This is a genomic window from Actinoplanes sp. NPDC051537 (assembly GCF_055586105.1).
In genome coordinates this window covers 204,086-228,043 of sequence record NZ_JBVJIU010000002.1, presented here as the reverse complement: position 1 = coordinate 228,043, position 23,958 = coordinate 204,086, and the positions used below count along the sequence as shown (strand labels likewise).

The following is a 23,958-nucleotide window of genomic DNA, read 5'->3' as shown; positions in this document are numbered from 1 at the left end:
GACCCCTCGGTGGGGCAGACCTATGCTGCCGTTTACCACGACAATTTCGCAATCTGCCGCGAAAACTTTCTCTCTCGGGGGCGTCGCATGGACATGGACCATCGGATCGGCGAGGTCGAGCTCACCGTGCGGACGCCGGACGGCCGCCCCCGGGCCGATCAGGTGATCACGGTCGAGCAGACGCGCCACGACTTCGCCTTCGGCAACATCGGATTCGATTTCGTACGCCCGGTCGGCGGCCCCACCGGCCCGACCGGTGTCTTCGGCGGGGCCGGCACCATTCCGCTGGACGTGCTCGCCGAGGCGTGGCTCGGCCTGTTCAACACCGCGACGCTGCCGTTCTACTGGGGCGACTACGAGCCCGTGCGCGGGAAGACGGACGCGGCCCGGCTCGAGGCCACCGCCCGCTGGCTGGCCGGGCGCGGGGTGACGGTCAAAGGGCATCCGCTGGTCTGGCACACGGTGCAGCCGGACTGGCTGCTCGGGCTGGGGCTGGACGAGGTCGAGAGGCTGACCCGGGCCCGGGTGCGCGACCTGGTGAGCGGGTTCGCCGGCGTGATCGACGTGTGGGACGCGATCAACGAGGCGGTGATCATGCCGGTCTTCGCCAACGGGGCGAACGCGATCACGCCGCTGGCCCGGGACCGGGGGCGGATCGCGATGGTGCGCCTGGCGTTCGAGGAGGCGCGGGCGGCCAACCCGGCGGCGACCCTGGTCCTCAACGACTTCGACCTCTCCTCGGCGTACGAATGCCTGATCGAAGGGGTGCTCGAGGCCGGCGTCGCGATCGACGCGATCGGCCTGCAGACCCACATGCACCAGGGCTACCGGGGCGAGGAGTACATGGCCGCGATGCTCGACCGATTCGCCCGCTACGGCCTGCCGCTGCACCTGACCGAGACCACGCTCGTCTCCGGCGACCTGATGCCGCCCGAGATCGAGGACCTCAACGACTACCAGGTCCCGTCCTGGCCGACCACGCCCGAGGGCGAGCAGCGGCAGGCCGAGGAGATCGTCCGGCACTACCGCTCGCTGGTCGGGCACCCGGCGGTCCAATCGATCAACTACTGGGGCATCACCGACGACGGCGCCTGGCTGGGCGCGCCGGTCGGGCTGCTGCGGGCCGACGGCAGCCGCAAGCCCTCGTACGACGCGCTGGCCGGGCTCATCAAGGGCGAGTGGTGGCTGCCGCCGACCTCGTACCGCACCGGCGCCGAGGGCACGCTCACCGTGCGGGGCTTCTTCGGCGAGTACGCGGCGGGCGGCCAGGCCTTCACGATCGGGCCCGGCCGCACCGCCGCGTCCGTCACGGTGTCTTGAACTGCTCCGACGGCTTGCCGTCCATGTAGTCGGCGACCGTGTTCCACACCGCCGGGTTGACCACGTCGTGCTTCATGTGGTCGGTGTGCGCCTGCCAGTCCGGGTTGACCAGGTAGCCGGCGACGACGATCGAGGTCGTGCCCACCACCAGCGAGGCGGTCTTCTCGGCGTCGGTGGTGCCGGTCTTTCCGAAGACCGGGTGCCCGACCACGCCGCGGGCGGCCTTGGCCGTGCCGGTGCCCGAGCAGCTGCCCAGCTGGGCCTGGTCGCCGACCGGGCAGCGGGCCGCGTCGAGCGCCTTGCGGGCCACCTCGGGCGTGGTCGCCCGGCTGCAGCTCGGCTTGCCGGTCTTCAGCTTCTCGCCGGAATGGGTGGTGATCTGCTGGATCGGGGTGGGCGCGCAGTACATGCCGTCGGCGGCGAGCGTGGCGTACGCGTTCGCGATGTCGAGCGGGGTCGACGCCGAGACGCCGAGCGTGAACGCGCCCCAGTCGTGGGCGGCGTTGGTGGCCAGGTCGTTGTCGTTGGGCTCGCGGAACTGCACGCCGAACCGCTTGGCCACGTCCACCACGTGCTCGGCGCCGATCTTCTCCTGCAGCGGCACGAAGTACGTGTTGACCGACGCGCCGAAGCCGGTCCACATGTTGTACGGGCCCTTCTCCTTGTCGCTGGAGTTGGTCGGGCAGTAGTGGCCGCCGCAGGCCGCGGGCGCCCCCGAGTCCAGGTACAGCGGTGACACGTACCGGGGCGCGGTGTTGATCGTGTAGTCCAGCCCGACGCCGTTCTCCAGCGCCGCCACCATGGTGAACATCTTGAACACCGAGCCGGCCTGGTAGCCGTGGATGTCCCCGCCGCCGGTGATGATCGGGTTCGTCGTGTTCGGGTAGGTGGCCCGCGCGCCGGCCGCCCGCTTCTGCGGGTCGGACGAGAGCGGGTTCTGGTTGGCCGCGGTGGGCAGCTTGAACTTGCGGTTGGCGGCCAGCGCCATCACCTTGCCGGTGCCCGGCTGCACGGCCGCCAGGAGCAGGGCGTTCACCGAGTTGTCGCCGCGCTGGGCGAGGATGCGCTTGCGGGCCGACTTCTGGGCGTCGACGTCGAGCGTGGTGACGATCTTGTAGCCGCCGCTCTTGAGCCGCCGCTCCCGCTCGTACGTGTTGTCGCCGAACTCCTTCTGGCTCATCCACCAGCGCTGGAAGTAGTCGCAGAAGAAGCCCCAGTCGTTGTGCGACACGCTGGTGCAGCCGTTGCCGACCGCCTTCGTGCTGCGCGAGACCTTCTCGGCCTTGGCCTTCTTCGCCTGGTCGGCCGTGGCGTAGCCGAGCGACACCATGTCGTTGATGACGTAGTCGCGGCGTTCCTTGGCCCGCGGGTTGCCCTCGGCCGAGGTCGGGTCGTAGTAGCTGGTGCCCTTGACCATGCCGGCCAGCAGCGCGGCCTGGGCGACGTCGAGGTCCTTGGGCTTCTTGCCGAAGTAGATCTGGCTGGCCGCGTAGACGCCGTACGCGCCGTTGCCGAACGGCGCGATGTTCAGGTAGCGCTCGAGGATCTGCTGCTTGGTGAGCTGCTTCTCCAGCTCCATCGCGTACTTGATCTCGGCCAGCTTGCGGTCGGTCGTCTTCGCGGTCGCGGCCACCACCTCGGCCGGGCTGCTTGCCGAGTACGTCATCGACATGCGCACGACCTGCATGGTCAGCGTCGACGCGCCCTGCTGGTCGCCGCCGTTCTGGTTGTTCACGAACGCCCGGGCCAGGCCCTTGAAGTCGACGCCGTTGTGCTTGTAGAACTTGTGGTCCTCGGCCGCCACGATCGCGTTCTGCATGTTCACCGAGATGTCCTTGAGCGCCACGTCGCTGCGGTACTCGTCGTACATCACCGCGATCGGGGTCTTGCCGTCGGAGGCGTAGATCCGGCTCAGCTGCGGTGAGGTCTGCTGCTTGAGCTCGCTCGGCAGCGACGCGAAGCCCTCCGAGCTCGCCTTGGCCGCCAGCCCCGAGAGCGCGGCGGCCGGGAACGACGCCGCCGCGACCACCACCCCGGCGAGCAGCCCGCACATCAGGAGCGAGCTCACGTTGGTCAGCGGGTGATGGTCACGGCGGAGGCGGTTCAGGAAGGGCACCCGGCCACGTTAGCCGCCGAGATCAACCGTTGTAGGCGGCAAAGATCTTGCTGAACTCGTACGGTTGCTGGGCGATGTTCGTGCACATGTAAAGGGCCCCTGTGCAGGCATTCTTGTCGCGTCCGAGCTCCCAGAAACTGAGCATGCCGAGGTGCTTTCCCTGGGCGAACGACACCAGCTGGCGCGCGTCCGTTTGGTCGTAGATGTGACCATCGTCATTCTGGCCGAGCATCGGCGTCACGCCGACCATCTTCCAGACCTGGGCGTCGGAGAAGCCCGGGTAGAGCGACTTGAGCTGCCCGAACGTGGAGTTCGCCGCGTTCACGGCGAAGGTGCCGTAGTCGCCGCTGCGGTAGTAGTCCATGGCCATCACGTTGACCAGGTCGACGGTGACGCCGGCGTCGCGGGCCGAGCGGACCACGTTCAGCCCGTCGGCGGTGAGGCCCTCGGGCAGCACCGGCAGCGTGAACGACACGCGCAGGCCCGGGTTGGCCCGCTGAAGGGCGGCCAGGGCCTGCGAGCGGCGGGCCACCGAGGCCGGGTCGGCGGTCGCGCTGCCCTCGATGTCGAGGTCGATGTAGCGCAGGCCGTAGGCGCTGACCACGGCCTGGTACTCGGCCTGCAGCGCGGAGACGCTCGAGCAGGCCTGCGCGAGCTCGATGCCGGTGGCCCCGCCGAACGAGATCTTCACGTCGCCGCCGCGGGCGCGGACGGCGTCGATCTGGTCCTTGGCCCAGGCCTGCCGGGGGTCGTACGCGTTGAACCACATCGCCTTGCAGGCGGAGGCGGTGATGAACGCGAGCGTGACGTTCTTGAGGTTCCCGCTGCTGACCATGGCCGGCAGACTGGGGGTCGGCCAGGCGCCCATGTCGACGTACGGGGCATGCGGCAGCCCGCCGGTCGGCGGCGGCTGGGTGGGCGGGGTCGTCGGGGGAGTGGTCGGCGGCGTGGTGGGCGGGGTCCCGCCGTCGCAGGCGCCGAGATCCTCCCAGAGCGAGGCGGCGGCGACCGGGTTCCAGCCGGCGCCGACCGGCGGGGTGTGCGCGACCCGGGCCCGGTAGAGGCGCCCGTTGTAGGTCACCAGCGCGCCGGCGGCGTAGCTGGTGCCCTCCGCCCAGGCCGGGGCCGAACAGGCGACCATGACCGTCGCGCCGGACGACGGCGCGGCGAAGACGGCGGGGGATGTCATGACTCCGGCCGCGAGGGTGACCACGCCGGCCGCGAGCGCCACCCAGCGGTGCAAATGCCTCATCGCAACTCCTTCACCAGGGGATGGCATCGAGCCTGATGGATGTCGCGAGAAACTGTCAAGAATGTTAATTATTTTTGTCGACGGGGAGGCTTTCGTACGCCGGGATGAGCTCGCCCATCCGCGCGTCGGCGTCGCAGCGCTCGCCCCCGGCGAGGTACGCGGCGAGGTCCTCGACGTGGATCTGGAGCCCGGCCGCGAACGCCGCGAGCCAGTCCAGGCGAAGGCCGCGCTGCTCGACCACGAGGACGGTCCCGTCCCCGTCGGCGGTCAGGGTGACCACGTTGACGATCCCCTTCGTGGTCGCCACCGTGAAGCCGCGCGGCGGCTCGCACGCCTCCACCCGCCCGGTCGCCTCGGCCCCGCTGGAGAGGAAGCGGGACCGGTAGGCGCCGCCGGGACGGAGGTCGCCCTCGACCTCGCCCAGCCACCGGGCCAGGCGCGCGGGATCGGTGAGCGCCGCCCACACGTCGCCGGCGCCGGCGTCGAGGCGGCTCTCGATGTGCACGATCCCGGCGCCGTCCGCCGCGCGCAGGCGGCCCAGAGGTTTGGTCATCCCGCGATGCTATCCACGCCGGTCACTCGGTGTGGAGGGCCGCGGCTCCGCGTGGGACCGCGGCTCACTCGGTGTGGAGGGCCTCGGCGATGGTCAGCCGGGCCGCCGCGCGCGACGGCAGCAGGGCGCCGACCGCCGCGATCACGACGCCGGCCAGCAGGAGCGGCAGCACGATCCGCACGGTGTAGACGTCGAACATGCGGCCGGGGATGACGATCCGGGCCGCCTGCGCCATCGCGTTCAGGGCGTAACGCTGGAACGCGACGCCGAGCGGGATGCCGAGCAGGCCGCCGGCCAGGCCCAGCGCGGACATCGAGGTGACCATCATGAGGACCACCTGGCGGGGCGTCATGCCGATCGACTTGAGCGTGCCGAGGTCGCGCCGGCGTTCCCGGGTGTTGAGGACGACCGTGTTGAAGACGCCGAGCGAGGCGACCGCCCCCAGCAGCACGGTGAGCAGCGTGACCGTGGAGTAGATGGCGACGACGACCGAGTCCTTCCCGTTCACCGGCCGCACCCGGAGCCCGGGGTCGGCGGCCTTGGCGGCGGCCACATAGGCGGCGACGTCGGCGCCGGGGGCGAGCTGCACCTCGTACCCGTCGGCGCGGCTGCCGGGCGCGATCCGGTCGAGCGTGGGCCAGTTCGACAGCACCGGGTCGTCCGAGCTCATCAGGACCTGGCCGACGATGCGTACGGTCAGCCGCTTGCCGTCCCCCTCGAGCGTGAGGGAGTCGCCGAGGGTGAGCCCGCTCTGGTACAGCAGGCGCCGGGAGACGGCGGCCTCGCCCGCGCCGGTCGGCCAGCGTCCCTTCAGCATCTCGTAGCCGGTGTCGGCGCCGCGGTAGAACAGCACCCTGGTCGACCGCGTGCCGCCGATCTGCCGCATGATCAGCTGCTTGGTCGCCGCCACGCGCGCGGCCCCCGGCAGGGCCCGCAGCATCGACTCGTCGTCGGCCGCCGCCGACCCGCGCGCCTGCGCCTCGACCTGGACGGCGTCGGTACGGGCGTCCGCGTCCACGTAGGCGGTGACCGACCGGGACAGCCCGATCGCGAGGGTCACGCCGGCCACGCCGAGCACGACGGCGGCCGCGGTGAGCGCGCTGCGGGCGGGCCGGGCGAACGGCAGGCCGGCGCCGAGGCTGACCGCCCGGGGCAGCCGGGAGCCGCCGAGCCGGCGCTGGACGCGCAGACCCCGGCCGGGCCGCGGCGCGCTGCCCGCGCTGATCGCCTCGACCGCCGACAGCCGCCGGGCGCGGAGGCTGGGCAGCAGGGCGGACAGCCCGACCAGGGCCGGCACGCCGATCAGGGACGTGATGGTGACCCACGGCGCCACCCGCAACCCGCCGGTGCCGTAGCTCTCGAAGACGGCGCTCGACAGCACGGCCGAGGCCAGCAGGTTGCCGAGGATCGTGCCGAGGACCGCGGCGACCGCCGTGGGCAGCAGGACCATGGTCAGGTAGACGGTCATCACCTGGTTCGGGGTGAAGCCGAGAGCCTTGAGCACGCCGATGTGCCGCAGCCCGGCGACGACGGCGCCGCTGACCACGTTCGCGACGATGAGCACGGCCACGACCAGCCCGAGACAGCCGAAGATCATCAGGAACGGGATGAAGATTCCCGCGTTGCCCGCCTCCTGGGCCCGCAGCGTCAGGTAGGACTGGGCGCCGAGCAGGGCCCCGGCCGGCATCCCGGCCGTCACGGCGGCCTGGCCCGCGGCGATGTCGGCGGTGGTGGCCGCGTCGGTGAACCGGTAGAGCATCTGTGCGGTGGCCGGGTGCAGGGCCGCCATCTCCGCGGGAGCGACCCAGCCCTCGGCCGAGTGGCTGACCGTGTAGGCGAAGCCGACGAGCGTCACCGGATGCCCGTCGCCGAGCGTCAGCGTCTGACCGAGCCGGGTGGGCCCGTCGTCGCCGGGCTCGATGTTGAGGACGATCTCGCCCGGGCCGGCGAGCCAGCGGCCGCTCCAGACGTAGAGCTTGTCGACCGCGGTGTCGGCCCGGTCGCGGCCCACGACGGTGAACAGCAGCGGCGGGAGGTCGGGCACCACCGTCACCTCGGTGGCGGCCTGATCGAACGGGCCGGCGGCGGCCGACACACCGGGCCGGTGGGCCGAGGCGGCGAGCGCGGCGCCGGTGGCCCGCTCGCGGTCGAAGGAGGCGACGAGGTGGGCGCCCCGCTGCTGGGCGTACGCCTGGTCGAACGGGCCGGAGGCGGCGGCCAGCAGCGCGAGCGCCACCACGATCAGCACCGAGGACAGGCCGATCACGACGCCGATCACGGTGGTCTGGAGCCGCCGTCGCCGTACCGCCGCGCGCGCCGTACGCCACACCGCGCTCACGCCGTACGCTCCAGGGCCCGTTCGCGGGTCACCCGGCCGTCGGCGAGCTCGACGACGCGGGTCGCGCAGCGGTCGGCGAGGCGCTGGTCGTGCGTGACGATCAGCAGGGTCTGCCCGATCTGGTTGAGGTCGAGCAGCAGGTCCATCACCTGTTCGCCGGAGCGGCTGTCGAGCGCGCCGGTCGGCTCGTCGGCGAGCAGCAGGGCCGGCCGGTTCATCAGCGCGCGGGCCACCGCGACCCGCTGCCGCTCGCCGCCACTGAGCGCGGCCGGGTAGAGGTTGCGGCGGTCGGCCACGCCGAGCTCGTCGAGCAGCTCGAGCGCCCGGGCCCGGGCCTGCTTGGCCGGGGTGCCGACCAGCTGGGCGGCGAGCGCGACGTTGTCGAGCGCGGGCAGGTCGTCGAGCAGGTTGAAGAACTGGAACACCATGCCGATGCGGTGACGGCGGAACAGCGCGCGGCGGGTCTCGTTCAGCTTCCCCAGGTCCTCGCCCTGCACGACGACCGTTCCGGAGGTCGGGCGGTCGAGCGCCGCGACCATGTTGAGCAGCGTCGACTTCCCGCACCCGGACGGTCCCATCACGGCCACCGCCTCGCCGGCGCGGATCTCCAGCCGTACGCCGTCGAGCGCGGTGGTGTCGCCGTATTCCTTGCGCACGTCGTCGAGGCGTACGACATTGTGGTCTTCGGTCATGCCGGAAAGTCTGTAATGGACGCGGCCGCCGCACATCGACCTGCGGATGTATGTGGCTGGACCTCCGGGATGACGCTCGCCGTGCCCGAGTCTGCGAGGCTGACGTGGTGTGGATGGTCCTGAGCCTGGTGGTGGCCGCCGGTGTCGCCGGCGGGCTCGGCGTGGCGCTGGCCCGCTCGCGGCGGCTGCACCGCGCCGCCATCGGGGAGCGCAGCTGGCTGCTCGAACGGGAACGGCAGAGCGCGGCCGGCACCGCCGTGGCCGCCGAGCGCGCGCGCATCGCGCACGAGCTGCACGACATCGTCAGCCACAACGTCAGCCTCATGGTGGTGCAGGCCGGGGCGGCCCGGGACGTGCTGGCGACCATGCCCGGCGAGGCCGCCAAGGCGCTGCTGGCGATCGAGAACGCGGGCCGGGACACGATGACCGAGCTGCGGCACCTGCTCGGCCTGCTCGCCCCCTCGGCCGGCGGCGACGAGCTCGATCCGCAGCCCGGGCTGAGCCGGCTGAGCACGCTGATCGACCGGATCTCGTTCGCCGGCCTGCCGGTCGAGGTGCGCATCTCGGGCGAGCCGCGCCCGCTGCCGCCCGGCATCGACACCACCGCGTACCGCATCGTGCAGGAGGCGCTGACCAACGCCCTCAAGCACGGCAACCGCGACCAGGCCGAGGTCTCCATCCGGTACGCGGAGCGCTCATTGCGGGTCGAGGTGCTCAACGGCGGCCCGAGCGTGCTCGCCGGCGACTCCCCGCCACCGCCGGCCGGCCCCGGTGACGGCGCCGGCCGGGGCCTGCTCGGCCTGCGCGAGCGCGTCGCCGTCTACGGCGGTCACCTCGACGCCCGCCGGCGCCTCGGCGGCGGCTACCGGGTCCGGGCCCGCATCCCGCTGGAGGCGCCGTGACCCCCGCCGAGCCGCGCGTGCTCATCGCCGACGACCAGGCCCTGGTCCGCGCCGGCTTCCGGCTGATCCTGACCGTGCGCGGCATCGAGGTGGTCGGCGAGGCCGCGGACGGCGCCGAGGCGGTGGAGGCGGCCCGCCGGCTGCGGCCCGACGTGGTCCTCATGGACATCCGCATGCCCACCATGGACGGTCTCGAGGCGGCCCGGCTCACCCTCGAACACGTGCCCGGCTGCCGGGTCATCATGCTGACGACCTTCGACCTCGACCGGTACGTCTACACGGCCCTGAGCCTGGGCGCGAGCGGCTTCCTGCTCAAGGACGTCACCCCCGAGCACCTCGCCGCCGCCGTCCGCCTGGTCAGCACCGGCGACGCGCTGCTGGCCCCGTCCATCACCCGGCGCCTGGTCGAGCGGTTCGCGGTCGCGGAGCCGGCCGAACGCCCGGAGCTCGCCGCGCTGACCCCGCGCGAGGTGGAGGTGCTGACCCTGATGGGCCGCGGCCTCTCCAACGCCGAAATCGCCCGGCAGCTCACCCTGAGCGAGGCCACGGTGAAGACGCACGCGGCCCGCATCTTCATGAAGCTGAACCTGCGCGACCGCGCCCAGGCGGTGGTGATGGCCTACGAGACCGGGCTGGTCTCGCCGGGCCCGTGACGACCGCCGTCAGCGGCGGCCGATCAGGTCGCCGACCTCGGTGCGGGACGAGACGCCCAGCTTGCGCAGGATGTTGGAGACGTGGATGGCGGCCGTCTTCGGCGAGATGTAGAGGCGGCGGGCCAGCTCGGCGTTGGTCAGCCCGTCGCTGATCAGCACGGCCACCTCGCGCTCGCGGGGAGTCAGCGCGGCCGGGCCGGTGACGGCGTCGGCGGCGCCGGCCGGGGCCAGGCCGAGCTGGGCGCTCACCTGGTCGAGCTGGGCGACCCGCCAGCCGCGCCAGCGGGACAGCAGCCGGCCGGCCGCCTCGACCTGGGCGGCGGCCTCGGCCCGGCGGTCGGCCGCCAGCAGGCAGCGGGCGGCGCCGACGCGTACCGTGCCCCGGGTCGCGGGCCCGAGAATGTGGGCCTCGGTGATGGACAGATAGCCCGCCAGCGCCTCGGCGTGCCGGCCGTGCGCCTCGGCCAGCTGGGCGTCCACCAGCGTGCGGAAGGGGTCCCACACGTCGGCGTCGAGCAGGTCGGCGGCCATCCGGTCGAGCCGCTGGGCGGGCAGGCCGAGCTCCAGCGCCGCCGAGATCAGGTCGTGGGCCTGCTCGCCGCTGCGCCACGCCTGCTCGGACAGGTCGGCCATCAGGTCGTCGAGGGCCGCCTCGGCCCGCGCGAGGTCGTGCCGGCGGCAGGCCAGATGGAAGGCCAGGCCGGGAATCGTGGTCGGCGGGTTGTTGGGCAGCGCCGCCAGGTCGGCGAGGAGCCGCTCGACCCGGTCGAGCTCGCCCGCCTCGAGATAGAGCCCGGCCAGGAAGACGCCGTGATAGTCGGCCCAGCGGCCCCGGCGCTGGTAGCCGCGGTCCTGGTCGCGGCCCGCCTCGAGCTCGGCGATCGCCGTGTCGAGGTCGCCGGCCCGCAGCGCCAGCCGGGCCCGGCCCTGGAAGTAGGTGGCCACCGCGAGCGACTCGAACCCGGCCCGCTCGGCGTCCACCCGCATCCGTTCGAGGATCTCGGCGTGCTCGATCGGCGAGGTCGGCGGCACGCCGTGCACCAGGTGGTTGAGCGCGCGGGCGGCCAGCACCCACTCGCCCGCCTTCTCGGCCTCGTCGACGAGCCCGGTCAGCATGGCCCGCCCCTCGGCCGCGGACTGCGGGCGCTCGGCCAGCGTCGAGCCCTTCTCCAGCAGCGCGGTCAGCCGCACCACGGGCAGGTCGAACTCGTCGGCCAGGGCGAGCGCGCGGTCGGACCAGAGCAGCGCCACGTCGAAGTCGTCGCGCAGGTAGGCCGACTGGGCGATCGCGGTCATCGCCCGCGCCTGGTCGGCGCCCCGCGGCAGCTCCGCGATCAGGGTCTCGATGGCCTCGGTCAGCTCGCGCATCTCGTCGGTGACCCGGGACTCCCAGGCGATGCGGACCAGCAGGTAGAGCGACTCGGCCCGGTCGGTCGCGGTGGTGGCCCGGTCGCGCCAGCGGCGGCCGTAGCGCAGCGCGTCGTCGAGCAGGCCGGCCAGCCACGCCGAGCGGGCCGCGGCGGCCAGCAGGTCGGTGTCGTCGGGCACCTCGTCGAGGCCCATCTCGGCCAGCTGGAAGGCCTGGTAGGCGGAGCCGATCGAGAGGTAGAGCGCGGCGCCGCGGCGGGCCGCGGCGATCATGTCGTCGTACCGGCCGGCGCCGCGGGCGTGGTGCGCCACCATCGCCGGGTCGGCCTCCCGGGACAGCAGCGCGTCGAGCGCCGCCTCGTGCAGCCGGCGGCGCTGCCGGGCCAGCATCTGGTCGGCGATCGCCTCGCGGACCAGGGCGTGCCGGAACGCGAACTCGTCCTCGCCCGACTCGACCAGCACGCCCCGGGAGACCAGGTCGCGCAGCACGGCGATCAGCTCGTCCTCGCCCGCGCCGGTCACGTCGGCGAGCAGGTCGAACGGGATGCGGTGGCCGAGCACGGTGGCCGCCTCGACGATCCGGTGGCTGACCGGGTCGAGGTCTTCCACCTGGCGGCGCAGCACGTCGGCGAGGCTCCACGGCAGCGGCTGCTCGACCAGCGCCTCGACGTCGTTGCCGGGCAGCGCCCGCAGCAGCTCCTCGAGGAAGAACGGGTTGCCGCCGGTGCGCTGGTGCAACGCGGTGACGGCCCGCAGCGGGGCGGGGGCGCCGGTGGCGGCGGCGAGCATGGCCGCGGTCTGCGCGGGGGTGAGGCGATCCAGCCGTACGTGGGTGACGGCGTGCCGCCGTTCCAGGCGCGCGAGCAGGCCGGCCACCGGCTGGCGGCGGGTCACCTCGTCCGGCCGGTAGGTGCCGATGAGCAGCCGGGGGCCGCGCTGGTCGGCGATCCGCTCGAACAGCGCGGCGCTCTCCGAGTCGGCCCAGTGCAGGTCCTCGAAGACGATGACGGCGGGGGAGTCGCCGATCAGGTCGGTCACCACGGCGAGGCCGGTGTGCAGCCGCTCGACCGGGCTCCGCTGCGGGTCGGCCAGGGCGGCCAGCTGCTCCTCGTCGACCTCGGGCCGGCCGTCGATGGCGTCGAGGAGCACCTCGTACGGGCGGGCGAGCGACCCGGGCTCGGCCTGGCCGACCAGCACGACCGTCTCGGCCGGCAGGGTGGCCAGCAGCTCGTGCACGAGCCGGGTCTTGCCGATGCCGGGCTCGCCGGCGATGAGGGCGACGGCCGGCTCACGCGCGGAAGCGAGCCGCGCCAACCGGCGCAGCTCGCTCTCTCGCCCGATCATCACCGGGCTGGCACCGCCGCGGATGGTTCGCACGGGCTCAGGGTACCGGTGGGACGTCCGCGGACGGCCGGGGCTTTGCGGGCTCGGCGGGCCCAGCGGGCGCTCTTGAGAACGTGAGCCCGCTCGGACTCGGCGATCAGCTCGCGGTGCCGCTGGTTCGCGAGGGTGAGCATCAGGTCGGGGTGCATCAACATGGCGTTTCTCCTTGTCAACCGGTGATGTATCAATCTTCGGCCGACGGGGGCGCCGCCACATCGGGAGCGTTTACCTATCTTGAGCGGCGCGCCGGGTAGGTCGCCGCCTAGGCATACCTACTTCCCCAAAGGCCGCCCGAACGCCCTTCCGCCGGGGCGGCCCGGTGGCCGACCCTGAGGTATGGCAGACGCCTCGGAAGCGCCGATCGCGGATCAGCAGGTCCGCCCGGAGGCGCCGGTTTCCGCGACCCGGACGGCCGACCCGGAGTCCGGCGGCCCGGTGATGCTGGCGGCCGGGGGCAACGCCGCCCTCGCCCGGCTGCTGCAGGGCGCGCCCGCGGGGCCGGCCATGGCCGATCTGACGCAGCTCGCCGGCAACGCCCAGGTCGCACGCTTCGCCGGCCAGCCCGCGGCGCCGGGCGGCATCGGTGCGCCACCGGCGGCGGCCATCGCGGCCGGCGCGCACGGCGAGGCGGTCCGGGACGCGCAGGTCAAGCTCAGCCGGGTGCAGGCCTCGGCGCTGCCGCTGACCGAGGACGGCCGGTTCGGCCCGCTGACCGAGGCCGCGGTGCGCACCTTCCAGACCAGCGTGGGGACAGCCCCGGCGACCGGCGCCCTCGACCCGGTCACCACGACCCGGCTCGACGCGGCGTTCGCCGCCCTGCCGCCGCCGGCCCGCACGGTGCTGACGATGGGCTCGGCCGGCGCCGACGTCGGCTTCGCCCAGCAGAAGCTCAACGCCCTGGGCAGCAACCCGCGGCTGGCCGTCAACGCGGTGTTCGACGGGGCCATGCTGCTCGCCGTCGTCGGCTACGAGATCGGCGCGCTCCGGCGGTTCCCGCGCGCGACGGTCGACGCCGCGATGTGGGCCGACCTCGACGCCAAGGTCAAGGGTGGCTTCGTCGCGCGCGAGGGCGCGAGCGCCACCCCGGTCGAGCAGAACACCCCGAGCGGGACGGCCGACTCGATGGGCACGCAGGTCGCCGGCACCTCGCTGCACCCGGTCGTCGGCGTCGGCGGCCTCGCCCAGGGCCCGGCGGTGCAGGAGCTCCAGCAGAAGCTGAACAAGGCCGGCGCCGCCCCCGCGCTCAAGGTGGACGGCGCGTTCGGGCCGCTGACCCAGGCCGCGCTGCAGACCTTCAAGAACGGGCGGGTGCCGCCGCTGCCCGCGCCCGGCACCGCCGACAAGGCGGCCTGGGACGCGCTGGACGCGATCGCGCCCGGGACGACCGTCGGCGCCGAGGAGCGGAACTGGACCGAGGTGGTGGGCGGGGCGACGTACGGGATGACCGGCAACAACGCGGCCCGGTACTCGTGGGAGATCCAGAAGACGAAGATGGTGGTCACCGCCAAGGTCAACTTCGTCGGGCGGCCGCCGCCCGCGGCCTGGTTCGGGGCCGTCGAGGCGGTGTGGAACCAGTACATGGGCGTCGAGACCGCGTCGAACAAGACGATGCCGGTCGACTTCCGGATGACCCGGGGCGCCGGCGGCGACGCCAAGACGGTGCAGGTGCAGGCGGGCACGGGCCGGGCCAACGCCGGGCTCTGGTACGCGGGCGACCCCAACGCCGCGACCACGGTCCCGCACGAGTTCGGCCACCTGATCGGCCTGCAGGACGAGTATCAGCTGCATCCCGGCGACTTCGTCCGGGCCACCGGCCACGAGCCGCCGGTCGGCGACGCGACCGGGCCCGGCGTGCCACCGGCGACGATCGCCGCGAACCTCCAGGCCGCCATGATCGCGCGCAATTCGGTCAACGCGCGGGCCGCCAGCGTGGGGGCCGGGGTCAAGGAGGGCGCGTACGCCCAGCAGGTCGTCGCCGCCTACGCGGCGCTGCCGGTGGTGGTCGTCCCGATCGTGCCCGCCCAGCCGGGGCCGCCGCCGATCCCGTTGCAGCCCGCGGTCGCGCTGACCGGCGACCTGATGTTCGACCTCAACGCGGCGCTGCCCGACGACAACGACCGCTACGAGACCATCCAGCGGTTCGGCTACTCGAGCGGGTCGATCATGGGTGACCCCGGCCGCGAGAAGGATCCGCACGACCACGGCGCGCAGCCGCGCCACATCGCCGAGTTCATGGCTATCCTCGGCCGGGCACTGGGCGGCACCTGGGAGGCGAAGCGTCGATGATCCTGCGGCTCGTGGTCACGGACGGCAGCCAGACGCCGGCCGTCGCCGAAAGCGTCGAGGTCGCCGGCGACGGCGCGATCACCGGCTGGCGCAGTGTCAGCGAGGGCGGTGTGGGCTGGTTCGCCGGCCGGCTGCCCGCCGCCGAGGTGGCCGAGGTCGCGGCGCTGGCCGGCGCGGTGACCGCGGCGCCCGCCCCGGCACCGCCCCCGCCCGGCTCGGGCCAGCAGGTGCTCGAGCTGCCGGCGACCGGCGCCGTCCCGATCGCCGCCGTCGCCGACGGTCCCGGCGACTGGCCGGCCCTGGCCGCCGCCGCCCGCCGCCTGCTCGACCGCCTGACCGACTTCCCGCGGGCCGCGATCGCGGTCGACCCGGCCGGCCGGCTGGTCCACCGCGGCACCGACCCGCTGAGCCTCGACCTGAGCCGGATCGCGGTGCGCGCCACCGCCTGGCGGGGCTACTACGAGCCGGCCGGCGACTGGTCCAACGAGGTCGACGGGCCGAGCCAGGTCGAGGCGGGGCCGGGATGGGCGTACGACCTCCCCTTCGATGTCGAAGCCGGCCCGGATGTCACCGTTCATCTCACCGCCGACTTCGTCATCGTCAGCGGATCGACGCGGGTTCCGGTCCGCGCCAAGCACACTCCCGCGCCGAGCGTTTAGCGGGTCTCAGAAGTTGCCCTGCTTGCCGTCCCGCGCGGCCACGAGCGTGTAGGCGCCGGCCGTGACCGTCAACGTGTCGCCGCTGACGCCGGCCGGCACCTCTACCCCGTCGCCGATCGCCGAGATCGCGGCCACCGACAGCAGGACGATGGGGTCGTCGCCGACGTATCCGGCCGCCGTGACGGCCAGGCCACTGGCGACGAAGCCGCCGGAGACGACCCGGTAGCTTCCGCTGTGGAAGTTCACCGGCTCGTTGGCGCCGAAATGCCCGTCCGGGGTGAACTGCAGCGAGACCGCGTACTTCGCCGGGACCGGGGTGGTCGTCCCGTCGTGGCCGATCGACCCCACGGCCCACTTGTAACCGGTGAACCTCGCGGCCGGCCCCTCCGCGGTGGAGCATGCCCCGAGGGCGGCCGCGACCAGGAAGCCGATCAACAGGACCGGTGGCGTTCGAAGGCGCATGTCACGTAGACGGCGGGACGTCCGTGGCGGTTCCCTCGGTTATGGTTCACGACCATGAACGACCAGCGTCCCACGCTCGCCGACGTCGCGCGCGTGGCCGGCGTGTCCCGGGCGACCGCGTCCCGCGCGATCAACGGCGCGTACGGCACCTCGGAAGCGATGCGCCGGCGCGTGCGCGACGTGGCGGCCGAGCTCGGCTTCGAGCCGCACCCGGTGGCGCGCGCCCTGGCCACCGGCCGGGCCGGCGCGCGGCGGCGCGAGAGCATCGAGATCCTGATCATCGACCCGGATCCGGACGCGCTGAGCGCCAAGCCGTTCTACGGCCGGGTGCTGGCCGGCGCCATGCGAGGGCTGGCCGGCCGGGACGTCTCGCTGGAGCTGCGCCTGGTCGCGGCGCCGCCGGCGAACGACGCCGACCCGCCGTTCGGGCGGCTCCTGATCAACATGCCGGGTGAGGCCGGCGCCGCCTACGCCGGTCGTGCCCGCACGATCTCCCTGGGCCGGTCGGCGCCGGGGGTGCCGTTCGTCGCTCCCGACAACGACGGCGGCGGGCACCAGGCCGCCCTGCACCTGGTCACCACGGGCCGGCAGCGGGTCGCCGCGGTCTTCGGGCCGCCGACGCCCTGTGCGCGGGAGCGCAAGGCCGGATTCCTGCGGCTGATGGCCGCCGCGGCCCGGACGGTGGAGTTCGTCGACGGCGACTTCACCCGGGCCACGGCCTACACGGCGACCAAGGAGCTGCTGGAGCGGGAGCCGCGGCTCGACGCGGTGTTCGCCTCCTGCGACGTCACCGCGATGGGCGTGCTCGATGCCTTGCGCGACGCGGGGCGGCGGGTTCCGCACGACGTCGCGGTGGTCGGCTTCGACGGCAGTGTCCTGGCCGAGGCGGCGGACCTGTCGTCGGTCTACATGCCGGTCGAGGAGGAGGCCGCGTCGGCGGTCCGTCACCTGCTCGACCCGGCGTTGCCGTCGCCCGGCCGGCTACCCACCACGCTCGCGGTGCGCGGATCCAGCTGAAGTCCGATGAGGTCAGAAACTGACCGCATTGCTTTCTACGGTCGACACATGAACAACTACACGACCGTCGCGCCCTGGATCGTCACGCCCGACACGGCCAAGCTGCTGGACTTCATCACGAGCGTGTTCGAGGGGGTGGAACCGACCCTGGTCCCGCTCGAGGACGGCAGCATCGGGCACGCCGAGATCCGGGTCGGCGACACCGTGCTGCTCGCCTTCGACCGGCGGGCGGACTGGCCGGCCATGCCCTCGCTGCTGCGGGTCTTCGTCCCCGACGCCGACGCCGCGATGGCCCGCGCCGTCGAGGCCGGGGCCCGCGTGGTGACCGAGGCCGCCACCCACGCGTTCGGGCAGCGCGGCGGCCGTGTGCGCGACCCGTTCGGCAACATCTGGTGGATCAGCGCCGTCGTCGAGGACGTGCCGGTCGAGGAGGGCATGCGGCGGCTGGGCGAGCCGCGCTACGCCGAGGCGATGCGCGTCGCCCAGGACACGCTCGACCTGGAGCTGAGCGGCCGGGACCACAGCACGGTCAGCCGGCTTCGCGCGAACTGAGGCCGGCGTCGGGCCTCAGACGAGGGCGCGGGCGATGAGCGAGACGGCGCCCACCGCGGCCATCGCCAGCGCCAGGTTCCGGACCGTGCCGGGGCCGATCCGGCGGGCGAACGGCCAGGCCGCGCCCGCCCCGGCGAGCAGCGCGAGCACCGCCCCGGCGAACGGCGCCGGCCGCACGTCGGGCGGCCCGAGCACGGCCAGGGTGACGATGTTCAGCGGCAGCGAGTAGGCCTGGAGGGTGGCGGTGCCGACCCGGGGCGGCCAGGCCCGGTGGGCGACGAACAGCGCCACCGGCGGCCCGCTGACCCCGGCGAGGACGTTGAGCACGCCGCTGGCGGCACCGGCCGCGATCGCGCCGGCGGGCCGGTCGATCCAGTGCGCCCGGCGGCCCGAGACGATCAGCCCCACGCCGATCAGGACGGCGACGCCGGCGATGGCCGACACCCACTCGCCCCGCAACCGGGCGGTCACCAGGGCGGCCGGCCCGACGAGCAGCGCCGCGGGCACGAACAGCCGGGCCGCGTCGCGCCACCGGGCGTGCCGGAACGTGGCGGCCAGAAGCGCGGCATTGAGCAGCAGGGACAGGACGACCGCCAGCCGTACGCCATCGGCCTGCCCCAGTACCAGGATCAGCAGCGGCCCGGCCACCAGCGCGAACCCGATCCCGCTGAGCGCCTGGGTCGCGGCCGCCACCGCGACCGCGACCACGACGGCGAGGTCCAGCCACAAGGTCACACGCCCGAGCCTGTCACAGCGTGCGCAGCGCCTCCGTGGGGGAGAGGCGGGCGGCGCGCAGGGCCGGGTACAGGCCGGCGCACCCGCCGATCAGGGCCGCCGCGACCAGGCCGGCGCCCACGGCGTACGCGGGAACCAGGGTCTGCCATCCGCGCGCCGTCGCCATCGCGTAGGTGACCAGCGTGCCCAGGACCACCCCGGCCACCCCGCCGCCGGCGCCGAGCAGCAGGGACTCGACCAGGAACTGGGCGCCGACATGGCCGCGGGTGGCGCCGAGCGCCCGGCGCAGGCCGATCTCGCCGCGCCGCTCGAGCACGGAGATGACCAGCACGTTGGCGATGCCGATGCCGCCGACGAGCAGGGCCACGGCGCCGAGGCCGAGCAGCAGCACGGTGGTGCCGCCGGTGACGGCGAGCCGGGCGGTGAGCGCCTCGGACGGCCGGCTCACGGCGACCTCCTCCGGATGCTCGGGGGCGGCCGCGCGGGCCAGCATGGCGGCCACCTCGGTCGTGCGGTCGGTCTCCGCGCGTACGAAAATGCGGGTGGGATGCCCCTGATAGCCGAAGTCCGCGGCCGCCACCGGCGCCCCGATGAAGGCCGCGGTGTCCAGCTCGGGCGCCAGGTCCACCGGCGCCATCACGCCGACCACCGTGTACCAGCGGTCGCCGAGGTAGACGCGCGGCCGGCCGGTGACGTCCCCGATGCCCAGCACCGAGGCGGCGTAGTGGCCGAGCACCACCGCCGGGTAGCGGATCAGCGCCGCGTCCAGGAACCGGCCGTGCACCAGCGTGGCGTCGAGCGTGCCGAGCAGGTCCGGGTCGGTGACCCGGACGGAGAGCCCGCCGGTGCGCCCGGGCGGGATCCGGTCGCTGCGGAAGACCTGGAGGGGCAGGGTGGCGGTGGCGGCGGCCGAGAGCACTCCCTGGGTACGCGCGACCGCCGGCCCCGCGGTCGCCGGCAACTCGGCCTCGCCGCCCCGCAGCGTCTTGCCGTTGGCCACGGTCAGCAGGTTGGTGCCGACCCGGTCGATCCGGGCCAGCACGTCGGCCTGGCTGGACCGGGTCACGCCGAGCACCGCGACCATGGCCGCGATCCCGATCGCCACCCCGAGCACGGACAGCGCCGCCCGGCCCGGCCGGGACCGCAGCCCGACCGTGCTGACCGGCAGCAGATCGGCGACGCGCAGCCGGGACCTCATCGCGCCTCCCCGACGACCAGGCCGTCGCGGATCTCGACCCGGCGGCGCATGGCGGCGGCGATCCGCTCGTCGTGGGTGATCACGACGATCGTGACGCCGTCCGCGTTGAGCTCGTGCAGGAGCGACACCACGCCCTGCCCGGAGACCGAGTCGAGGTTGCCGGTGGGCTCGTCGGCCAGCACGACCGCGGGCCGGCCGACCAGGGCCCGGGCGATCGCCACCCGCTGCCGCTCGCCGCCGGACAGGTGCGCGGCCGGGAACCCGGCCCGGTGGGTGAGACCGACACGTTCCAGGGCCTCGTGGGCGGCCCGGCGGCGGTCGGCGCCCGGCACGCCCCGGTAGAGCAGGCCGGTCGCCACGTTCTCGGCCGCGCTGAGCCGGTCGAGCAGCATGAACTGCTGGAAGACCACCCCCAGCTTGTGCGCGCGGACGCCGGACAGCTGCCGGTCGCGCAGCTTCTCCACGGCATGGCCGGCGATGCGGACCGAGCCGGCCGACGGCCGGTCCAGGCCGGCGGCGAGGTTGAGCAGCGTGGTCTTGCCCGAGCCGGACGGGCCGACCACGGCGACCAGCTCGCCCTCGTCCACGGTGACGTTGATGCCGCGCAGGGACTCGACCGGCGGGGTGCCGGGGTAGACCTTGCGCACGTCGATCAGTTCCAGGACGGCGCTCATGCGGCCGGCACCTCCACCGACTGGCCCTCGGTGAGGCCGCTGACGATCTCGACCTGGCCGGTGCTCTCGTCGAAGCGGCCGGGCTCGACCGGCACGAAGCCGCCGCCGGCCAGCCGCACCTGGTAGCCGCCGCCGGGCCGGGCGAGCAGCGCGGCGATCGGGGCCAGCAGCACGTTCGGGCGGGTGCCGACGGTGACGTCGACCGTCGCCGGGGCCTGGTCGAGGGTGAAGCCCCGGGGCAGGCGAACGGCGATGGTGACCGGGACCGTCGCCGCGTTCGGGTCGGGGCCCTGGTCCGGACCGTCGGCCGGCGCCGTCGTCGCCACCCGGCCGATCGTGGTGATCCGGCCCTGGATCGGGTCGGCGTCCGGCAGCTCGACCTCGACCCGGTCGCCGGCGTGCAGGGTGCCGGCCTGCGCGGTGTCGACCTGGCAGACGATCGCACGGTCGGCCGAGGTGCCGGTGAGCACGGTCGAGCCGGGCGCCACCGTGGCGCCGACCCGGGCCGGCTGGGCGGTGACCCGCAGCGGCGCCGGGAGGAAGACGACCTGGGCCGTGGTCAGCCGGCCGGTGCGCTGGTAGGAGCGGCGTCCCCAGGACGCCTCCCAGCGGCGGATCGCGGCGGCGGTGGCGGCGCTGAAGTGCCGGTCCACGGTCATCGCGTGATGCGGGTCGAAGCCCATCGCGACGAGGTTCCCCTCGAGCTGGCGCACGTCGGGGCCGTCGGTCATCCCGGACGAGAAGTCGCGGTAGGCCGGGATGCCGCCCAGCAGCAGGCGGACCGGGGTGTCGGCGACGCGGAAGAGGACGCCGCCGCGGCCGACCGTGGCGCCGAGAGCCGGCGCCGCCGTGAGCGTGCCGGGCTCGCCCTGATAGTCCACGGTGTACGAGCCGGTGTACTGGAGGGTGCCGCTGAGCTGGGCGGTCTCGGTGAGCGTGCCGCGGGTGACGGCCGCGGTCCCGGTCGAGATCTCGGCCGTCGGCGTCGCGGCCGCATGCGGCTCGGAGCGGGCGGCGTAGGCGACACCGGCGGCGAGCGGCGCGGTCACCGCGATCGCGAGCACAGTGACCGCGCCGCGCCGCCGGCTCACTTCTTCACCCCGCTGCCACCGGTGATCTTGATGTCTCCGCTCCAGATCGACTTGCAGGCCTGGTCCACCTGGTCGCGCACCCGGCCGGGGATGCCGTGGGCGAGCGAGGTGCCGCTGACGTCGAACTCGCCGGCCTGGTTCGGGTCCGGGAAGTCGGGGGCGCCGTGGGCCCGGGCGCACTTCGCGTACTCGCCGAGCTTGCGAATGTCGTCGGCGGTGAGCTGCTCCTTGGGCCGGAACGCGTTGGGCGGGTACGAGTCCTCGATCGACTGACAGGCGTCGATGATCGACCGGTGTTTGGTGAGGTCGTCCTTCCAGTTGTAGTCGCGGGTGGCGACGAACTGGAGGTAGCCGTCCTGGCTGAGCTGGGCGTCCGGCATCCGGGTCAGGCCGTGGTCGCGCAGGCACTTCACCCATTGCTGGCCGAGCGCGAGGAGTTGCTGCCGGCCGGCGGCCGAGGCCGACGGCGTCGCTTGCGGATCGCCGCCGCCGCTGCACCCGGCCAGGCCGAGCACGACGAGCGCGACGAGGAGCACGGTGGACGATTTCTTGGTCATGCCAACACGGTCGCGGTCGCGGCGGCCGCGCTCGTCAGCCCACGGTCGGGATTTCGGACGGCGATGGCACTTCCGATGTAGTACCTGGGTCTGACGCTTCTCGGGCCCGAGCTTCCTACGATGGGGCCATGTCCCGGTTCGAGCCGCGCCGACTGCTGACGGACGCCGCGCTGGCCATCACCCTGCTGTTCCTCACTCTGGCGCCGGGGATCGTGACGGCCCTGCTGGCGTCGGCGTCGGCGCTGAAGGGCGCCGATCCGATCGCCCCCGGCGACTCCGGCTGGTGGCTGTTCGCCGGGCTGGTCCTGGCCGGCCTGCTGGTCCGGCAGCACAGTCCGGTTGCCGCGCTGGTGCTGGTCTCGGCCGGCGTGCTCGGCCACCTGGCGCTCCAGACCAAGTTCCAGCTGCTCGACCTGGCGCTGCCGCTGGTGCTCTACACCGTGGCGGCGACCGCGCGGCGGCGCCGGCTCGCGATCGCCGTGCTCGGGCTGGTCATGGTCCTGAGCTGGATCGCGATGCTGGCCGGCCGGATCGGCCTGCAGGACCAGCAGAAGGCGGCGTTGCTCGCGAAACAGGGGCAGCGGGGGCAGGTCGAGCAGACGGTGTCCGACACCAAGGGCGAGACCGCGCCGAAGAAGGTGTTCACGGTCAACGTGCTGAGCGACGTGTTGGTCGACACCAGCCAGGCGGTCCTGGAGCTGTGGCTGCTGTCGGTGGCGGCGTTCGCGGTCGGCGACAGCATGCGCAGCCGCCGCGCGCACCTGGCCGCCGTCGAGCAGCGCACCGCCGACCTGGCCCGCGAGGAGCGGCAGCGGGCGGCCCTCGCGGTCGCCGCCGAGCGGGCGCGCATCACCCGGGAGCTGCACGACGTGGTGGCGCACGGCATGTCGGTGATGGTGGTGCAGGCCCAGGGTGCGGCCGCGGCGCTGGAGCGGCACCCCGACCGCACCGCCGACGCCCTGCAGCACGTGATCGAGGTCGGCCGGTCGTCGCTGGCCGAGATGCGCCGGCTGCTGACCGCCGGGCGCACCGATCCGGCCCGGCTCACCCCGCTGCCGGGCATCGGTGACGTGCCCGCGCTGGTCGACAAGCTGCGCTCGGCCGGGATGCCGATCGAGCTGACCATCGAGGGTGTGCCCGAGGTGGTGCCGGCCGCGGTCGATCTCTCGGCCTACCGCATCGTCCAGGAGGCGTTGACCAACACCCTCAAACACGGGGGTGAGGGCGCGGGCGCGCGGGTTCTGCTCGATTTCCGACCCGATTCCGTACGGGTCGAGGTCGTCGACGACGGCGCTGGTCTCGCCGACGGCGCCGACGGGCGTGGGAGCGGCCTGCGCGGCATCGCGGAACGGGTCGCCATGCTCGGCGGCTCGCTCGAGACCGGCCGCGGCGACCGGGCCGCCGGATACCGCCTGGCCGCCGTCCTGCCGGTGTCGGCCCTGCTGGCGGCGCGGCCGTGACCGTGCGGGTCGTGCTGGTCGACGATCAGACGCTGGTCCGCACCGGGTTCCGGCTCGTGCTCGACGAGACCGGCGACATCGAGGTGGTGGGCGAGGCGGCGGACGGCTCCCAGGCCCTCGCCGTGGTCGCCCGTACCCGCCCCGACGTGGTGCTGATGGATGTCCGCATGCCCGGCCTCGACGGCATCGAGACCACCCGCCGCATCCGCTCCGGCCCGCACCCGGCCAAGGTCATCATCCTGACCACGTTCGACCTCGACGAGTACGTGCTGGCCGGCCTGCGCGCCGGCGCCAGCGGCTTCCTGCTCAAGGACGCCCTCGCCGCCGACCTGATCTCGGCCGTCCGGGTGGTGGTGGCCGGCGAGGCGGTGGCGGCGCCGAGCGTGACCCGCCGCCTGTTCGCCCACTACCTGGGCCGGGCCCCCGCCCCGCCGTCGGCCGACGAGCGCCTGTCCGCCCTGACCGGCCGCGAGCGCGAGGTGCTGACCCTGATCACCCGCGGCCTGTCCAACCCCGAGATCGCCGTCGCCCTCTCCCTCTCCGAGAGCACGGTGAAGACCCACCTGGGCCGCATCTTCGCCAAGCTCGACCTGCGCGACCGGGTCCAGGCCGTGATCCTCGGCTACGAGTGCGGCCTGGCCGGCACGGTCGGGTGACGGCTTCCGGCATGGGGGCCGTTGGCGACGAAGA

Annotated in this window: 21 protein-coding genes; 9 read left to right on the top strand and 12 right to left on the bottom strand. The window is 73.9% G+C overall.

The features are described from left to right. Positions 1-87 precede the first annotated feature (87 nt). A complete protein-coding gene (locus tag ACZ6TB_RS04805; RefSeq protein ID WP_465550648.1) occupies positions 88-1,320 on the top strand; it encodes an endo-1,4-beta-xylanase in 1,233 nt (410 codons plus the stop codon). On the opposite strand, the gene ACZ6TB_RS04800 is transcribed toward ACZ6TB_RS04805, so the two are convergent. The 5 genes from ACZ6TB_RS04800 to ACZ6TB_RS04780 form a co-directional block, all read right to left on the bottom strand. Beyond that, entirely contained in the window at positions 1,307-3,373 is a 2,067-nt protein-coding gene (locus ACZ6TB_RS04800; protein ID WP_465551425.1) for a transglycosylase domain-containing protein, read from the bottom strand. The genes ACZ6TB_RS04805 and ACZ6TB_RS04800 overlap by 14 nt on opposite strands. An 85-nt stretch (positions 3,374-3,458) precedes the next feature. Further along, on the bottom strand, positions 3,459-4,688 hold the full coding sequence (locus ACZ6TB_RS04795) for a carbohydrate-binding protein (RefSeq protein ID WP_465550645.1): 1,230 nt from the start codon (positions 4,686-4,688) through the stop codon (positions 3,459-3,461). 64 nt (positions 4,689-4,752) lie between these two features. Next, a complete protein-coding gene (locus tag ACZ6TB_RS04790) occupies positions 4,753-5,241 on the bottom strand; it encodes an SRPBCC family protein (protein WP_465550643.1) in 489 nt (162 codons plus the stop codon). 64 nt (positions 5,242-5,305) lie between these two features. Then, complete coding sequence (locus ACZ6TB_RS04785) at positions 5,306-7,579, bottom strand: ABC transporter permease (RefSeq protein ID WP_465550641.1); 2,274 nt, start codon at positions 7,577-7,579, stop codon at positions 5,306-5,308. After that, positions 7,576-8,271 carry an ABC transporter ATP-binding protein gene (locus ACZ6TB_RS04780; protein WP_465550639.1) on the bottom strand — a complete coding sequence of 232 codons (696 nt, stop codon included), beginning with the start codon at positions 8,269-8,271 and terminating at the stop codon, positions 7,576-7,578. The genes ACZ6TB_RS04785 and ACZ6TB_RS04780 overlap by 4 nt, the downstream gene beginning before the upstream one ends. Before the next feature lie 113 nt (positions 8,272-8,384). Between ACZ6TB_RS04780 and ACZ6TB_RS04775 the strand changes: the two genes are divergently transcribed. Both ACZ6TB_RS04775 and ACZ6TB_RS04770 read left to right on the top strand, forming a co-directional pair. Beyond that, positions 8,385-9,173: a sensor histidine kinase gene (locus ACZ6TB_RS04775; RefSeq protein WP_465550637.1), complete on the top strand. Its 789-nt coding sequence runs from the start codon at positions 8,385-8,387 to the stop codon at positions 9,171-9,173. Next, a complete protein-coding gene (locus ACZ6TB_RS04770; protein ID WP_465550635.1) occupies positions 9,170-9,826 on the top strand; it encodes a response regulator in 657 nt (218 codons plus the stop codon). The genes ACZ6TB_RS04775 and ACZ6TB_RS04770 overlap by 4 nt, the downstream gene beginning before the upstream one ends. Before the next feature lie 9 nt (positions 9,827-9,835). Here the strand turns inward: ACZ6TB_RS04770 and ACZ6TB_RS04765 are convergent, their stop codons facing one another. Continuing rightward, on the bottom strand, positions 9,836-12,571 hold the full coding sequence (locus ACZ6TB_RS04765; RefSeq protein WP_465550633.1) for an ATP-binding protein: 2,736 nt from the start codon (positions 12,569-12,571) through the stop codon (positions 9,836-9,838). Between the two features lie 342 nt (positions 12,572-12,913). Here ACZ6TB_RS04765 and ACZ6TB_RS04760 point away from each other — a divergent pair, with 342 nt between their 5' ends. Both ACZ6TB_RS04760 and ACZ6TB_RS04755 read left to right on the top strand, forming a co-directional pair. Then, complete coding sequence (locus ACZ6TB_RS04760) at positions 12,914-14,863, top strand: peptidoglycan-binding domain-containing protein (RefSeq protein WP_465550631.1); 1,950 nt, start codon at positions 12,914-12,916, stop codon at positions 14,861-14,863. Beyond that, the gene (locus ACZ6TB_RS04755; protein ID WP_465550629.1) at positions 14,860-15,522 is read left to right on the top strand and encodes a hypothetical protein; all 663 of its coding nucleotides are present in this window, start codon (positions 14,860-14,862) and stop codon (positions 15,520-15,522) included. Before ACZ6TB_RS04760 ends, ACZ6TB_RS04755 begins: the two co-directional genes overlap by 4 nt. Positions 15,523-15,528: 6 nt before the next feature. Here ACZ6TB_RS04755 and ACZ6TB_RS04750 read toward each other — a convergent pair whose 3' ends face one another. Continuing rightward, the gene (locus tag ACZ6TB_RS04750) at positions 15,529-15,984 is read right to left on the bottom strand and encodes an META domain-containing protein (RefSeq protein WP_465550627.1); all 456 of its coding nucleotides are present in this window, start codon (positions 15,982-15,984) and stop codon (positions 15,529-15,531) included. Between the two features lie 54 nt (positions 15,985-16,038). Here ACZ6TB_RS04750 and ACZ6TB_RS04745 point away from each other — a divergent pair, with 54 nt between their 5' ends. Both ACZ6TB_RS04745 and ACZ6TB_RS04740 read left to right on the top strand, forming a co-directional pair. Further along, entirely contained in the window at positions 16,039-17,001 is a 963-nt protein-coding gene (locus ACZ6TB_RS04745; protein ID WP_465550625.1) for a LacI family DNA-binding transcriptional regulator, read from the top strand. A gap of 48 nt (positions 17,002-17,049) precedes the next feature. Next, complete coding sequence (locus ACZ6TB_RS04740; RefSeq protein ID WP_465550623.1) at positions 17,050-17,553, top strand: VOC family protein; 504 nt, start codon at positions 17,050-17,052, stop codon at positions 17,551-17,553. A 15-nt stretch (positions 17,554-17,568) separates the two neighbouring features. Here the strand turns inward: ACZ6TB_RS04740 and ACZ6TB_RS04735 are convergent, their stop codons facing one another. From ACZ6TB_RS04735 to ACZ6TB_RS04715, 5 genes are read right to left on the bottom strand one after another with little or no spacing between them, the layout of a single operon-like run. Continuing rightward, positions 17,569-18,288, bottom strand: coding sequence for a TSUP family transporter (locus ACZ6TB_RS04735; protein ID WP_465550621.1), 720 nt, complete (start codon positions 18,286-18,288; stop codon positions 17,569-17,571). 13 nt (positions 18,289-18,301) lie between these two features. Continuing rightward, positions 18,302-19,486: an ABC transporter permease gene (locus ACZ6TB_RS04730; protein WP_465550619.1), complete on the bottom strand. Its 1,185-nt coding sequence runs from the start codon at positions 19,484-19,486 to the stop codon at positions 18,302-18,304. Further along, positions 19,483-20,160, bottom strand: a complete 678-nt coding sequence (locus ACZ6TB_RS04725) for an ABC transporter ATP-binding protein (protein WP_465550617.1) — start codon at positions 20,158-20,160, stop codon at positions 19,483-19,485. The genes ACZ6TB_RS04730 and ACZ6TB_RS04725 overlap by 4 nt, the downstream gene beginning before the upstream one ends. Further along, positions 20,157-21,251, bottom strand: coding sequence for an efflux RND transporter periplasmic adaptor subunit (locus tag ACZ6TB_RS04720; protein ID WP_465550615.1), 1,095 nt, complete (start codon positions 21,249-21,251; stop codon positions 20,157-20,159). The genes ACZ6TB_RS04725 and ACZ6TB_RS04720 overlap by 4 nt, the downstream gene beginning before the upstream one ends. Next, a complete protein-coding gene (locus ACZ6TB_RS04715) occupies positions 21,248-21,808 on the bottom strand; it encodes a hypothetical protein (protein ID WP_465550613.1) in 561 nt (186 codons plus the stop codon). Before ACZ6TB_RS04715 ends, ACZ6TB_RS04720 begins: the two co-directional genes overlap by 4 nt. Positions 21,809-21,936: 128 nt before the next feature. Here ACZ6TB_RS04715 and ACZ6TB_RS04710 point away from each other — a divergent pair, with 128 nt between their 5' ends. Together ACZ6TB_RS04710 and ACZ6TB_RS04705 are read left to right on the top strand one after the other, a co-directional pair. Next, positions 21,937-23,268, top strand: a complete 1,332-nt coding sequence (locus ACZ6TB_RS04710) for a sensor histidine kinase (RefSeq protein ID WP_465550611.1) — start codon at positions 21,937-21,939, stop codon at positions 23,266-23,268. Continuing rightward, complete coding sequence (locus ACZ6TB_RS04705) at positions 23,265-23,924, top strand: response regulator transcription factor (protein WP_465550609.1); 660 nt, start codon at positions 23,265-23,267, stop codon at positions 23,922-23,924. Before ACZ6TB_RS04710 ends, ACZ6TB_RS04705 begins: the two co-directional genes overlap by 4 nt. The last annotated feature ends 34 nt before the right edge of the window (positions 23,925-23,958 follow it).